Source organism: Sphingobacterium sp. B16(2022) (assembly GCF_012030425.1).
Lineage (GTDB): Bacteria > Bacteroidota > Bacteroidia > Sphingobacteriales > Sphingobacteriaceae > Sphingobacterium > Sphingobacterium anhuiense.
Genome location: NZ_JAAUVN010000003.1, coordinates 741,661 through 755,693, shown reverse-complemented (window position 1 = coordinate 755,693; position 14,033 = coordinate 741,661). Strand labels below are relative to the sequence as shown.

Sequence of the window (14,033 nt, the reverse complement as noted above, 5' to 3'; positions counted from 1 at the left end):
ACCTACTCTATAAAGTTATTTTTTCTTAACAAAATTTTAATTTGTACATTTAAATTAGATTGAGTACTTTTGTTACTCAATATCTAATCAACTTAATGCTAGATTCGCTGATCACTTCAAAAACAAGACTCAAATTACTGATCAAATTTTTTGTATCAGCCAGCAATCGTGGCTATTTGCGAGGTATGGCAGATGAATTTAAAGAGTCAACCAATTCCATTCGTAAAGAGCTCAATCAATTGACCGAAGCCGGTTATCTGCTTCGGGAAGATAGCGAACACAAAGTTTATTATCGTGCCAATATTGCTCATTCCCTGTTTTCCTCACTTCAAGGTTTAATCCACAATTTTTTGGGTATCGAAGTTTTTGTAGATCAAGTATTAGCACGTGCTGGCGATGTACATGAAGTGGCTCTGCTGGGCGATTATGCTCAAGGTTTGGATTCTGGGCATATTGAGGTTTTGGTCCTAGGAGTGGAGCTCAATATGGACTATTTAGAGCAGGCAGCTTTAAAAGCTGGCACAATCCTTGGTAAGGAGGTCTCGATTTATACCGAGTCTTTAGATCAAGTCAATGGTAAGATTATACTCTATCAAAAAGCTTAGAAGCTTTACTATAAGAAAAACATAATTAACAAATTTTAAAATTAATTTGAGGTTATAAAAATGAGAGAAATTAAGAAAATAACCTGTATTGGAGCAGGTTATGTAGGCGGGCCTACCATGTCGGTTATTGCTCAAAAAAATCCGAATGTTACGATCACTGTAGTCGATTTAAATCAGGTGCGTATTGATGCCTGGAATGATGCCGATCTAAGCAAGCTCCCGATATATGAGCCGGGTTTAGATGCCGTGGTTGGTGAAGCAAGAGGACGCAATCTGTTTTTTTCTACCGATGTAGACAAAGCGATTGATGAAGCAGACATGATCTTTATTTCGGTCAATACCCCAACCAAGACTTACGGAAAAGGTAAAGGACAGGCAGCAGATCTGAAATATATCGAGCTATGTGCCCGTCAGATAGCCCGTGTGGCCAAAGATGATAAAATTGTCGTAGAGAAGTCTACCTTGCCCGTACGTACGGCCGATGCCTTAAAAAGTATTTTGGGGAATACCGGTAATAACGTCAATTTTCACATTCTTTCCAATCCCGAGTTTTTAGCTGAGGGAACAGCTGTTACCGATTTACATAACCCAGATCGTGTTTTGATCGGTGGTGAAGATGCAGAAGCAATCGAAGCCTTGGTGCAGATATACGAAGCTTGGGTACCACGCGAGCGTATTTTGACAACCAATTTATGGTCATCCGAACTGTCCAAATTAGTAGCCAATGCATTTCTTGCGCAACGTGTTTCTTCTATCAATGCCATTTCAGAGCTGTGTGAAGTAACAGGAGCCAATGTCGATGAAGTTTCACGAGCTATAGGTTACGATTCAAGAATTGGATCCAAATTCTTAAAAGCATCCGTTGGTTTTGGTGGATCATGTTTTCAAAAAGATATTTTAAATCTGGTTTATATAGCACGTTCATATGGCCTTACTGCTGTAGCAGATTATTGGGAGCAGGTTATTATTTTAAATGATCACCAAAAATCAAGATTTGCGCAGAATATCATTAAGACCATGTACAATACCGTCAATGGTAAGAAGATTGCATTTTTAGGTTGGGCTTTTAAGAAAGATACCAATGACACGCGTGAGTCTGCCGCTATTTATGTTGCAGATCATCTGTTAGAAGAAGAGGCGGAGATTGTTGTTTACGATCCGAAAGTACCAGCAGAGCAAATTTATAGAGATTTAGATTACTTAGGAACACGTTCGCCAGAAGATAACCGTCGTTTGGTAACTGTGGTGAGCGATCCTTATTTAGCGTTAGATGAAGCACATGCGGCAGCAGTACTGACCGAATGGGATGAATTTAAGCAATACGACTGGTCTAAAATTAAGGCAACAATGAAAAAACCTGCATTTGTGTTCGACGGTCGCAAGCTATTGGACAGAAAAGAATTAGAGGGGTTAGGGTTTGATTATTACGCGATTGGCGAGTAGATAGTAAAATTAAGATTTATTTAGCAGTAATAGTTTAATGGACAAGAATAAGGAAAATATAATTCATGTTGTTTTATCTGGGGGTATTGGAAGTAGGTTGTGGCCATTATCTCGAAAGCATAGTCCAAAGCAGTACTTAGGTTTATTTGACGGACAATCTTTGTTTGAAATGACAGTTCAAAGAAATCAGCAAATTGCTGATCAGATTATTGTGGTTGGAAATAAAGATAATACACATTTAAGCCATAAAGCCATGGTAGCTTGTGGTTTACCTTATAAAAATATCGTTGAGGCAACTCCTCGTAACACAGCAGCTGCTATAGCTTTTGCAGCATTTAGTGTTGATCCAAGTGATATACTTATTGTAACGCCTTCCGATCACATGATTTCAGGTGAAGAAGGATATAAGGATGCTATGGAAAATGGCATTCAAAAGGCAAAAGATGGTTATATTGTGACTTTTGGGATTAGGCCCACTCGTCCAGAGACAGGTTACGGATATATTGAATACGTAGAAGATGCAGTAAAATCTTTTCGTGAAAAGCCAAATCAAGATACAGCAGAAGATTTTATTGAAAGGGGAAATTTCTTGTGGAATTCGGGAATGTTTTGTTTCCAAGCTTCAGTTTTTTTAGAAGAATTAAAAAATTATGAACCACTTGTCTATGAAAAAGCATTATTGGCTTGGACATCTGCAAATGAAGGATTTTTAGATGAATCTTTATCCTTAAATATTCCGTCGATTTCTGTTGATTATGCCGTTATGGAACGGTCAAAAAAGATCCGTGTGGTTCCTACTACTTTTGAATGGTCTGACTTAGGCTCTTTTGAGTCTTTATATGATTATTTTATTTCAAATGGTTATCCCAAAGATGAGTATGGAAACATTGTTATTGGTACAGATGTTTTTACCGGCTTTGTTGGTTTGAAAAGAGCAATTTTTATTTCTACAAAAGATGCATTTTTAATTGTTCAAAAAGAGAAATCGCAAGACGTAAAAAAAATCTATAATATGCTTGAAAAGCATCAATCTAAATTATTAGACTAACTATATGCAGTATAAAAAAGTACTTGTAACCGGAGCCGCAGGATTTATCGGCTTTTACTTATGTAAAGCCTTACTTGATCAGGGAGTCGAAGTTGTTGGTATTGATAATATCAATGACTATTACGATATCAACTTAAAATATGCCCGTTTAAATGAGCTCGGTATAGTGCGCTCATCAGCCGAGAAATTTGGTGAAAAGGTAATTTCCAGCACATATTCGAATTTTCATTTTATTCGCATGAATTTAGAAGATCGTACATCACTGCCGGCGCTTTTTGCCAATGAAGGGTTTGATGCCGTAGTCAATTTAGCTGCACAGGCAGGAGTGCGTTACAGTTTGGAGAATCCAATGGCTTATGTAGATAGCAATGTCGTCGGTTTTGTAAATATTTTGGAATGCTGCCGTCATCATAAGATCCAGCATTTGGTCTATGCTTCCAGCTCTTCTGTTTATGGTGAAAATGCAAAAGTGCCATTTTCCGAAGATGATCGTGTAGATTATCCCGTAAGTCTATATGCGGCGACTAAGAAAGCAAATGAGTTGATGGCACATACGTATAGCCATTTATATCAGATCCCGACTTCAGGTCTTCGTTTCTTTACGGTTTATGGACCTTGGGGACGACCAGATATGGCGCCCATCTTATTTGCGTCGGCTATTACTGAAGGGCGTTCCATTAAAGTGTTCAATAATGGAGAGATGAGTCGTGACTTTACCTATGTCGATGATATTGTAAGTGGGATTATTATCACATTAAATAATCCACCAAAATTAGAAAAAGAACAACCAAATTATCAGGTGTTGAATATTGGCAATGGATCTCCGGTTTCTTTAATGGAATTTATCGGAACTTTGGAGAAGCACTTAGGTCAGGTAGCAGAGAAAGATATGCTACCTATGCAGCCAGGCGATGTACCACGTACTTGGGCAGATACTAAATATTTAGAAAGTCTAGGATATGAAAGTTCTACAACAGTTGATGTGGGAGTTCAGCGATTTGTAAACTGGTTTATAAATTATAAAAATTAATTTTAGTTAATAAGTATTGATGAAAAAATCGATCATGTTAATGGGATCTTTTTCTGGAGGTAATTATGGAGATTCTATTGTCTTAACATCATTGTTATCCTACCTAGAAGAAAAATCTTTTACTGAAGTATATATTCCTTCTGCTAGTCCTGTAAATACTGAAAAGTTACTGACTAATTATTCAGGAATTTTGAAAGTGAACTATATTGATATTAATATGAGAAGAACCTACGGTTACAGGTTTTTTAATACTAAGGTTATCAAATCACTGAAAAATATTGACTATTTAGCTTTTACAGCTGGAACTATTTTCTTTCGTGATTTGTTCAATCCTAGAAAGAATTTTGTCTTTTCTGTATTTTTATTGTTATTGTTTTTAAGAAATTATAAGATCAAATTAGTGGGTTTATTTGTTGGAATTAATGAACCAATACTTGAATATAAAGGATTTAGAGCTACAGTCGCGAAAATTTTCTTTAATTCATTCAGCCACATTATAAGTAGAGATTATGAATCTTTTATAAATGTTAAAAATAGCTATCCTGATGTAAAAATATCACGTTCTTACGATATTGCATTTTATGATCTCCTGAAAAGAAATAAGAATAAGTTGAATAATGATTTGATTAGCATATCTAATCATGAAGATTCATCCGTTATTGGTTTAAATATTTGTGAGTATTTAGGAAAGCAAGTTGGAAAAGAAGTCAATATTTTAGATCTTAAAATTTTTTTAGAGACTGCAAGTAAGGATTTCAATAAAGTTGTATGGTTTCATACCACAAAAATGGATGAGGAGTTTGTAAAAAATAATCTTTTAAGTGAGGGACAAGATCTTAGTAAGAAAAGCATTCATCTTGCTTTATATGAGGACCTAAGCCATGAAGAAGAGTATGAAAACATTCACTATTTTATTGGCATGAGAATGCATAGCATTATTCCGGCACTAGCCTTTAAAGTTCCGTGTATAGCATTGAATTATAATGACAAAGTAAGATCGCTTTTTCGTCAATTGGATGGTGAAATGTTTGCACTGGATTTGGATTTGATTAAAAGTACTAATGTATCAGAACTTGTAAAAAATGGTTTTGTCCTAGATGATGACCAAAGAGCTCAAATTATTCAAAATGTTGAAGATATCGAAATTTAAATCATTACTATCTGGTAATTTTGGTTTTACGGCTCTAGCAAAAGCGTCGGATCTTGTCCTAAAATTTGGAATTCTTCTTTTTTTTATGACATTTCGTGGAAATGAAGATTTAGTTCAATACACTTATTTTTTATCTTTAGGTGGTATAATGGGGGCAATATTTGATTGGGGTGGAGCTCGATATAATGTTAGGCAAATGATTGATAAGGGAGTTCTACCTTTGAATTTTTTATCTGTTGTTTTATCTGCAGTATCTTTTCTTATAATCTATAAATTTCAATTTATAAAAATATATAATTTATCATTTTTAATACACTGTATAGTATATGGTGTAACGCTAGGATGGATAAATACATTTGTTAAGTATTATGAATATATAAATAAGAATAAAGTTCTATACAAGTTTCAGGTCTTTATAAATTTAACCTGTTCCGTGTTAATATCAATATTAATTATATTGGGTCTAGACTTATTGTATGCATTCGAAATTCTAATTATTGGAAATATAGCTATTATTGTTATATGTTTTACTATTAATAAAGGAAATGTAAAATTTATATTTTCTCCAACGTTACTATATAATGGTTTACCTTTTTTGATAAATACATTAGCGGTAATGGCATTTTCTCAGATTAATATTGTTATAATAAATCAGTTTGGTACAGATTATGAAATTAGTAATTTTGTTCTTGCGCAACGCATAATGGAAGTTACTTTGATGCTTCCAAATTCATATACTAGTAGTGTTATTGGTAAATTCTTTAAAGGAGAGGTGATAATGAAAGAAATTCAAGGAAAAACTCTAAAGCTTTGGTTGGGATCATCTTGTTTGTGTTTTATTATTACTTTGGCTGTTATGTATTTATATCCAAAGTATAACATTGTAGTATATTTATTTGTTCTGCTCCTACCACTTGGATTTGTCCGTTCGATGAGTATGTCTTACAGTGTTATACTCGATTACACTAAATATTATTTAGTTCGCACAGTTAGTATTTGTTTTATTCTAATATTAAATCTATTACTTGCTAAATATATTATTCAACTTCCGTATGGCCTTTATTGGTTTTCTATTTATATTGGTGTGTTGATATCTTTACTAATAATTGTATATAAAGTAACTTTTAAAAAGTATAATATTTATGAAATGTTTCATAGTTGATTTTAAGTCGGTTTCATTTTCGAAATTTAAGGCTCATGGTGGAGGTGATTTTGCATTGAGGATTATTGACTATTTCTTGATGAATAATGTTTCTTTTTTTATTCTAAATAATACAACAGAATATTATCAAGAATATTCAATAAAGAATCTTAAAGAGCAAGTAAAAATTAGTGAAACTTACTCTGATTTTCAGTATTTCAACCCTTTGTATCACGGAGGGGATAATAATGATTTCATCTATTCATGTAAATTTCTTTATGTCCATGGAGTGAGGATGTTGGAAATGCCATATGATAAGTATTCATATAAATATTATACATTCCCTAATAATTTTGTTAATTTTATTAAAAATGCTTTTTTAAATAAATATTATAAATCGAAGGCGACAGATTTATTAAATAGTACTGAGAAACTAGTCGGGAATGTTAAATTATTAACGCCAAGTGAGCATTCTAAATATATCTTTCTCAGTCAAAAGAATTTTAATAGAGAAATTTCCGTACTTCCTCCATTTCTTAATAAACCTATACATCCTGAAGAATTGAGATTAGATTTTAATGAGCCTTTTATTCTTTTTTTAAATGCTGATAGATGGGTGAAGAATTCTTATCGATTTTTAAGAGCTTATGATGAATTAATTAAACAAGGTAAAATTAAGAATATTAAGTTAGTAATGGTAGGAAAACCTATTTTCCATGAAGACTTTTCAGATGAAGTAGTTTATTTTGATTATTTGAATAGGGGTAATTTAGAATGGTTAATGAAAAATGCGCTTTTTCTTGCGTACCCTTCTCTAAATGAGGGGTTTGGGTATCCGCCTGTTGATTGTCTGAAATATAATACCCCTGTGCTTTGTACGGCTATATCAGCGACAAATATAGTCTACAACGGGAGTGTTGTTTTTGTTAATCCATTTAATATAGATGAGATAAAGTCCCGTATTCTTTATATGATCGATAATTTAGATCATTTGAAATCACAAAGCTTAGAAAGTAAATATTTTCAAATTGAACAAGAAATCAATAATAAATGGATGAAATTAATATCATAACAACTTGTTTTTCCATTGTTTACGGACTAATTATACTCAGTGGGATTCAATATTTATTATTTAAGAATATTTATAGATCTGTTAATAAAACATTTTTATTTTATGTTTTATTATCGATCGTTTATTATTTTCTTAACTTATTGGTAGTTCCAGATTTTTATGGATTTACCGGTGGTTTTAAAGTTGGGACTGATGATTTGAAATATTTTACCCAAATAAAGGATGAATCTGTATTACTTAAGAATACTCTTTCATATGGAGTGTTGAGTCATACTCATCAATTTAGTATATTTTTAAAAATATTATATCCTTTTCCAATCTATAGTCCACTGCAAATAATAACTTTTAACTGTTTGGGAATTACTTTAATTCCAATACTAGGGAAAAGAATTTTTGATATATATTTTACTGATGAATTTTATAGGACAAAGATCTTATTTATTTTATTGCTTCTTTGTCCTACTTTATTAATGAATGGACTTATCTTAATTAGAGATGGGTGGACAACTCAATTTTTTATGATTTTTTGTTACTTGTTATTAACAAAAAGATATAACTTTTTAATGTTTTTGTCTGCTGGTTTGCTAATTTTTTTACGTCCTTCATTTATCGTATTTCCTTTTTTGTTTGCTTTTATTGAGCTAAACTTTCATAAGAAGTTCTTTTGGTCAAGGAGTATAGCTTTGTTATTAATTCTGTTACCAATCGCAGCTATTTTTTTAAAACAAATTGAAGGAGTAGATTTAAGTGAAGGTGTAACTAGAGATGGATATGTAGATAGTTTCTTAGGGAAATTTGAGGATGAGTCTATCTTCTATAAAATCATGAAGCTTCCCTTTCCTTTAAATATTTTGGTTAGTTATATCTTCTTTTTAACGAGTCCTTTTTTAAAGTTTAGATTTTTTTATGAGGATACATTTATTATAAGAAATGTTTTTTCAATTTTAGAAGCAGTAATGATGATTATTTTAATGCCTGTTTTTTTTAAAAATCTCAAATCTAATGTTTCAAATTTATCATTTCAAAAATTATTAACTTTTGTCAGTGTATCAATTTTAGTGCTTTCCACTATTAGTCTTCAATTTAGACATAAAATTATATTATTGCCATTTATATATATGCTATTAGTTTTTTCATTTAAGAAAAGTTCATTAAATTTTATACTCATAACAATTTATCTGCTATTGCAATTGATGATAGTACTGTAAAATATTTAGAAATGAAAGGAAGAGACAAATTTAAAGCGCTGAAACCCATTTTTACGATATTAATTTTATTCTTTAAAATTTTACCAAAAGTTATTTGTGAAATTTTTTGGTCTATAATTATGCCTTTCAATGGCCTTTTAGCGAAGGGAATAAGATATTCTATACTGAAAGCAAATGCTAAGGAAGTTGGAGATAATCTATCGGTTGGTGCTAATACTATTATTAAAAATTGGCAGAATTTTTCTTGTGGAAATAATGTTAGTATTCACGAAAACTGTGTTGTAGATTGTGATGGTGAAGTGAAGATAGGAAATAATGTTTCCATCGCTCATGCTTCGTCACTTGTAGCAGCAAATCATACATGGAGTGATTATAGTGTTCCTATAAAATATAATCCACTTACGGTAATCGGTATTATTATTTACGATGACGTATGGATTGGTTGTGGAGTTAGGATTCTAGATGGTGTTAGAATACATAGTCGCTCGATTATTGCTGCAGGCGCTGTAGTAAATAGAATTGTGGAAAGTAATTCACTTGTTGGCGGAGTACCTGCCAAGTTAATTAAAAAAATATAGATGAAAGCATTATTTGTACATGATCATATTTTCTATAAAAAGAGTAATGACTTTTATAGTCCCGGTGGATTGCCAGTAGTGGCATGGGATCGTTATCTTGCCAGTGTCGATCAATTATTTGTTGTTTCAAGGGGGAATGTAGATGATCACAAAGAAGGTCTTGTAAAGTCTTCTAGACCTAATGTTGAGTTTGATTTGCTTTATAAAGTAAAAGGTGGATTAGATTATTATAGATTTCGGAAAGAAATTGAAGCTAAACTTCGATTTTATATTCAAAAAGTCGATTTTGTAATTATTAGATTACCATCAACAATAGGTTATTTTGCGTATCTTTTATGCAAGGAGTTAAAAGTCCCATTTGTAAGTGAGGTAGTTGGCTGTGCTTGGGATAGTACATGGAACTACGGAACGTTTTTAATTAAATTACAAGCCCCCATCAGATACTTTCAAATGAGGAAAGTTGTTAAGGAGAGTTTTGCTGTTACGTACGTAACTGAATTTTTTCTTCAAAATAGATATCCTACTCAATCTAATATAGTAATATCGGCTTCCAATGTGCAAATTCCGGAAATATTAGAAGAAACTAAATTAAGCCATATTAATTTTTTGAAAAGAAGTGAGGATGAACGCATAATAAAAATTGGCATTATAGGGAATTTAAATGTAAAGTATAAGGGCTTTGATGTTGCTATGCGTGCGCTTCATGAATTGAAAGTAAAAATGCCTGAATTGAAATTTGAATTTTATTTAGTTGGCGGAGGAGTTCAGGATTATATCCTTTCGTTAATTGAGAAATTTAATTTGAATGAGGAATGTAAGATTGTCGGTCGATTAAAAGCTGGCTCCGAAATTTTTCAATTTCTCGATGGTTTAGACCTTTATATTCATCCTTCAAAACAAGAAGGGTTACCTAGATCGGTAATTGAAGCAATGAGTAGAGCCTGTCCTGTTTTGGCATCTAGTGTAGCAGGAATTCCAGAATTAATTGCGGATAAATATTTACATCATCCAGGTGACTATCGTAAATTATTGCAAGACTTAATTTACGTCCTTACAGATTTAGAAGTCAGAGTTTCTATGTCCAATAGTAATTTTAAGAAATCTAAAGATTATGTTCAGTCTAGATTAGAAAGTATAAGGAAAGATTTCTTTCAACGAATAGTTGATCAGGTCAAATTAATTAAAGAATCTGAAATTAGTAATAGATGAAAATCGCTTTAGTAGAAAATTTTGGATCAGATTTTTTTGGTGCAAGATTAAGATATGCTCAATTTCTTAAAGATAACGGGCATCATGTAGTTGCAGTTGTTCCTGATGACGGTTATGCTGATAAAATAGTAGGAGCTGGTATTGAAACGATAAGTATTAAAGTTAACATTCGAAGCAGAGATGTGAAGACAATGTTTGCTTATGGCAGTAAATTAGGAGAAATATTTAAAAAAGAAAAATTTGATATTATCCATTTTTATCGTATGCAACCGAATATAATAGGAAGCCCGATAGCTTATTTTGCTTCAAGAAAAAGTAAGATTATAAATCATATTACTGGACTAGGTGTTGCTTTCACAAAATCATCCTTTAAGTACAATGTTATTAGATTTATAATAAAAAGTGCTTATAATTTAAACAGTCGAATTTTTAATGCACAATTAATTTTGCAGAATAATGAGGATAAGATAGAACTTGGAAATCTTCAAGAATTTTTGGTTGTTAAAGGGAGTGCTGTAAATGAAGATAGGTTTAGACTTGGATTACCTAAAAATATTGAGCTTATAGATGAATTGAAGAATACCTATGGTATGACGGAGGGCATAACTTTAATATTTGTTTCTCGTTTATTAAAGCAAAAAGGACTTTCTTATTTAGTCGAAGCTGTAAGGGTTCACAATTTGAATCATATAAATAATAAAGTTAATTTACTAATAGCAGGGTGGTTAGATTTTAATAATCCTGATTCCTTCACTAAAGAAGATATTGAGAAATTTAGTGATGTAGATGGCGTTATATTTTTAGGAAAGAGAAATGATATTGATCAATTGATCAATATATCTGATATAGCTGTCCTGCCTACATATTATAGGGAGGGTACGCCGCGCTTTCTTCTTGAAGCAATGGCCATGGGAAAACCGATATTAACAACAGATATGCCAGGTTGTAATCATCTTGTTAAAGATAATGAAAACGGTATTTTAGTTCAACCTATGGACCAAAGTGCATTAACAGCTGCGATAGAAATATTATCTAAAAGAGATCTGAATAATTTAGGTTCAGTAAGTCGAAAAATATATGAAAACGAGTTTTCTGAAAACGTAGTGTATAATAAATTGTTGGAGACCTATTTAAAGAAGTAGATCAAGCAAGGATATACAAACAGTATAATTTGTTTTTTGTTATAGTATAAGTAATCTTATCTATAATAAAAGGTAAGATTAAAGTAAAATCATTTACGAACACATTATTTATTAATTATTATATAGCATGTTAAAATTCAGTTTGATATTATTGATAATTTTTGGTGCTTCACTGAAAAATAATGCATTAGAAAATAGAAGAGAGAATGGTCCTGATTTACAAAAATATATCGGTAAACAAAAGAAATCTATTGATACAATTGACATTCGTACATTTGGTGTTTTAGGAAACGGTGGGGACGAAACAAAAAAGATACAAGAGGCATTAAATAAGTCTGTGGGGAAAACATTGTATATCCCAAAACAAAAGGGTAGCTTTTACCTTAGTGGCCAATTGATAGTACCAAGCAATTTAGAAATTATATGTCACAAAGAAGTTGTTTTTAAAGCTAAAAATAATTTGAAGCAAGATATAGAGAATTTTGAAGTATTATTTCGGTTTGAAAATTCAAAAAATGTAGTTTTTAATGGAAATGGGGCTAAATTCTTTATGGAAAGAAAATTTTATAAAAGTGAATTTAATCATTTGTTTATGATAAATGGTGCATCAAATATAACTCTAAAAAATATTTTAGCTGAAAATTCTGGAGGTGATGGTATCTATGTAGGTGCGTACAAAACTAGAAGCAATTATTCACAAAATATTAATATCATAAATTGTAAATCAAAGTATAACAGACGACAAGGGCTTAGTATTACAAGTGTATCGAGTTTTAAAGCAGAAAACTCTGAATTTTCATATAGTAGGGGAAGTGCTCCGTGCTCAGGCGTTGATATAGAGCCTAATAGTAGTAATTCTGTTTTAAAAAATATTCATTTTAAAAACTGTTTGGCTCAAGGAAATGAGCGAAGAGGATTTTTAGTTACTTTAAGTCGTCTAAACAATAAAAGCCAAAGTGTTGATATTACTTTTGAAAATTGTAGAGCCCTTAATAACTATAATGGTTTCACCTCTATGTATTTTTCACCCACTTCTTCTGGAGAAGTTCGCTTTATTAAATGTATTGCTGAAAATTCTGCTAATTCTGGTTTTACAGAGCTCTCAAGCTCTGGTTTAGGTGCAAAAAAAATATATGATAGTTGCATCTCAAAAAATAGTTCAAAAAATAGTATTAATTCTAATGAAGTTAATAACTCTGGGTTTTCTATTTACAATGTTAGAAATCGTAAAGAAAAATATCTAGGAAATTCGCAATTTATAAATTGTGAAGTTATTAGTGAAACAAAGGGAGTTAAGTGCGGTTTTTTTGTTGAGTCAGGAGGTAAAGTAATTAATGTTGATGTGAAGAATTTGCAGTTTAAAGGTGGTATAATAAAAAAAACCAACTTATTAATTAAAGACAATTTGAAATCAACAAGGAGTTTATCCGTTGCTCGAAATGATTTTTAATTTAATTACAATTAGGATAAATAAAATATCGAATATTTTAAAAAAATGAAGATAACTATTACAGGAGCAACGGGATTTGTAGGGCAAAATCTTACTAAATATTTAAAAAATAGTCATTGCTTAACACCAGTTTCACTACGTAATCAAAATTGGACAGATAATTTTAATATTGATATTGACGTTATCATTCATCTTGCAGGAAAAGCGCATGATACTGCAAATGCATCAAATGATTCTGTATATTTTAAAGTAAATCGTGATTTAACTATTCAGTTATTTGATGTTTTTTTAAAATCTAATATTAAAGACTTTTTCTATTTCTCTTCTGTAAAAGCAGTCGCTGATACGGTTGATGGTGTTTTATTTGAAGATATTGATGCTAAGCCATTGACTCCATACGGCAAGTCTAAATTTGAAGCCGAGGAGTATTTGCTCAAGCAAACTCTTCCTGAAGGAAAGCGTCTTTTTATTATTAGACCTTGTATGATACATGGACCTGGTAATAAAGGAAATCTCAATCTTCTTTATAAAGTCGTAGAAAAGGGTATCCCTTGGCCTTTAGCAGCATTTCATAATGAACGTTCCTTCTTGAGTATTGATAATTTGAGTTATTTGATTGAAACCATGATTGCAAAAAAGGATCTATCGTCTGGTGTATATAACTTTGCAGATGATGATGCACTGTCGACCAATGATGTGGTTCAATTAATCTCGATGACACTTGGACAGAAACCAAGATTGTGGTCTATATCGTCTTCATTTATTAAAACGGTAGTTAAAATCGGAGATATACTTCCATTGCCTTTAAACTCAGAACGTTTGAAGAAATTAACCGAATCGTACGTAGTCTCTAATTCGAAAATTAAAAAAGCTTTGGGAATTGAGAAATTACCTACCTCGGCCAAGGAGGGATTAATTAAAACAATTCGATCTTTTCAATAATTGCTGATAGAGTAG

Annotated in this window: 13 protein-coding genes; all 13 read left to right on the top strand. The window is 31.6% G+C overall.

Translation table 11 applies throughout. The features are described 5' to 3' along the window. The first annotated feature begins 95 nt into the window (after positions 1 to 95). The 13 genes from HCX49_RS17540 to HCX49_RS17480 all read left to right on the top strand — a co-directional run bounded on the left by HCX49_RS17540 (position 96) and on the right by HCX49_RS17480 (position 14,018). Entirely contained in the window at positions 96 to 605 is a 510-nt protein-coding gene (locus HCX49_RS17540; RefSeq protein ID WP_132769825.1) for an ArsR family transcriptional regulator, read from the top strand. A 60-nt stretch (positions 606 to 665) separates the two neighbouring features. Then, positions 666 to 2,048 (top strand): nucleotide sugar dehydrogenase, encoded by a 1,383-nt coding sequence (locus HCX49_RS17535; RefSeq protein WP_132769823.1) that lies wholly within the window; start codon positions 666 to 668, stop codon positions 2,046 to 2,048. Between the two features lie 37 nt (positions 2,049 to 2,085). Continuing rightward, the gene (locus HCX49_RS17530; RefSeq protein WP_132769821.1) at positions 2,086 to 3,096 is read left to right on the top strand and encodes a mannose-1-phosphate guanylyltransferase; all 1,011 of its coding nucleotides are present in this window, start codon (positions 2,086 to 2,088) and stop codon (positions 3,094 to 3,096) included. A gap of 4 nt (positions 3,097 to 3,100) precedes the next feature. Beyond that, on the top strand, positions 3,101 to 4,126 hold the full coding sequence (locus HCX49_RS17525; protein ID WP_132769819.1) for an NAD-dependent epimerase: 1,026 nt from the start codon (positions 3,101 to 3,103) through the stop codon (positions 4,124 to 4,126). 19 nt (positions 4,127 to 4,145) lie between these two features. Further along, positions 4,146 to 5,276 (top strand): polysaccharide pyruvyl transferase family protein, encoded by a 1,131-nt coding sequence (locus HCX49_RS17520; protein WP_132769817.1) that lies wholly within the window; start codon positions 4,146 to 4,148, stop codon positions 5,274 to 5,276. Continuing rightward, positions 5,254 to 6,438: a hypothetical protein gene (locus HCX49_RS17515; protein ID WP_132769815.1), complete on the top strand. Its 1,185-nt coding sequence runs from the start codon at positions 5,254 to 5,256 to the stop codon at positions 6,436 to 6,438. The genes HCX49_RS17520 and HCX49_RS17515 overlap by 23 nt, the downstream gene beginning before the upstream one ends. A 79-nt stretch (positions 6,439 to 6,517) precedes the next feature. Next, on the top strand, positions 6,518 to 7,489 hold the full coding sequence (locus tag HCX49_RS17510; protein WP_168127775.1) for a glycosyltransferase: 972 nt from the start codon (positions 6,518 to 6,520) through the stop codon (positions 7,487 to 7,489). Beyond that, positions 7,468 to 8,697: a hypothetical protein gene (locus tag HCX49_RS17505; protein WP_132769812.1), complete on the top strand. Its 1,230-nt coding sequence runs from the start codon at positions 7,468 to 7,470 to the stop codon at positions 8,695 to 8,697. The genes HCX49_RS17510 and HCX49_RS17505 overlap by 22 nt, the downstream gene beginning before the upstream one ends. Before the next feature lie 11 nt (positions 8,698 to 8,708). Continuing rightward, positions 8,709 to 9,275 (top strand): acyltransferase, encoded by a 567-nt coding sequence (locus HCX49_RS17500; protein ID WP_132769810.1) that lies wholly within the window; start codon positions 8,709 to 8,711, stop codon positions 9,273 to 9,275. Beyond that, positions 9,276 to 10,484 carry a glycosyltransferase gene (locus tag HCX49_RS17495; protein WP_132769808.1) on the top strand — a complete coding sequence of 403 codons (1,209 nt, stop codon included), beginning with the start codon at positions 9,276 to 9,278 and terminating at the stop codon, positions 10,482 to 10,484. Then, entirely contained in the window at positions 10,481 to 11,626 is a 1,146-nt protein-coding gene (locus tag HCX49_RS17490) for a glycosyltransferase family 4 protein (protein WP_168127774.1), read from the top strand. Before HCX49_RS17495 ends, HCX49_RS17490 begins: the two co-directional genes overlap by 4 nt. Positions 11,627 to 11,753: 127 nt before the next feature. Continuing rightward, on the top strand, positions 11,754 to 13,076 hold the full coding sequence (locus tag HCX49_RS17485) for a right-handed parallel beta-helix repeat-containing protein (RefSeq protein ID WP_132769804.1): 1,323 nt from the start codon (positions 11,754 to 11,756) through the stop codon (positions 13,074 to 13,076). A gap of 45 nt (positions 13,077 to 13,121) precedes the next feature. Continuing rightward, entirely contained in the window at positions 13,122 to 14,018 is an 897-nt protein-coding gene (locus HCX49_RS17480) for an NAD-dependent epimerase/dehydratase family protein (RefSeq protein WP_132769802.1), read from the top strand. Positions 14,019 to 14,033 lie beyond the last annotated feature (15 nt).

What these genes read in the sequence shown, in the direction of transcription:
- HCX49_RS17525 (WP_132769819.1), top strand. Translation starts at nt 3,101, where the DNA reads ATGCAGTATAAAAAAGTACTTGTAACCGGAGCCGCAGGATTTATCGGC.
- HCX49_RS17510 (WP_168127775.1), top strand. Translation starts at nt 6,518, where the DNA reads ATGAATAATGTTTCTTTTTTTATTCTAAATAATACAACAGAATATTAT.
- HCX49_RS17505 (WP_132769812.1), top strand. Translation starts at nt 7,468, where the DNA reads ATGGATGAAATTAATATCATAACAACTTGTTTTTCCATTGTTTACGGA.
- HCX49_RS17495 (WP_132769808.1), top strand. Translation starts at nt 9,276, where the DNA reads ATGAAAGCATTATTTGTACATGATCATATTTTCTATAAAAAGAGTAAT.
- HCX49_RS17480 (WP_132769802.1), top strand. Translation starts at nt 13,122, where the DNA reads ATGAAGATAACTATTACAGGAGCAACGGGATTTGTAGGGCAAAATCTT.
- HCX49_RS17540 (WP_132769825.1), top strand. Translation starts at nt 96, where the DNA reads ATGCTAGATTCGCTGATCACTTCAAAAACAAGACTCAAATTACTGATC.
- HCX49_RS17535 (WP_132769823.1), top strand. Translation starts at nt 666, where the DNA reads ATGAGAGAAATTAAGAAAATAACCTGTATTGGAGCAGGTTATGTAGGC.
- HCX49_RS17530 (WP_132769821.1), top strand. Translation starts at nt 2,086, where the DNA reads ATGGACAAGAATAAGGAAAATATAATTCATGTTGTTTTATCTGGGGGT.
- HCX49_RS17515 (WP_132769815.1), top strand. Translation starts at nt 5,254, where the DNA reads ATGTTGAAGATATCGAAATTTAAATCATTACTATCTGGTAATTTTGGT.
- HCX49_RS17490 (WP_168127774.1), top strand. Translation starts at nt 10,481, where the DNA reads ATGAAAATCGCTTTAGTAGAAAATTTTGGATCAGATTTTTTTGGTGCA.
- HCX49_RS17500 (WP_132769810.1), top strand. Translation starts at nt 8,709, where the DNA reads ATGAAAGGAAGAGACAAATTTAAAGCGCTGAAACCCATTTTTACGATA.
- HCX49_RS17520 (WP_132769817.1), top strand. Translation starts at nt 4,146, where the DNA reads ATGAAAAAATCGATCATGTTAATGGGATCTTTTTCTGGAGGTAATTAT.
- HCX49_RS17485 (WP_132769804.1), top strand. Translation starts at nt 11,754, where the DNA reads ATGTTAAAATTCAGTTTGATATTATTGATAATTTTTGGTGCTTCACTG.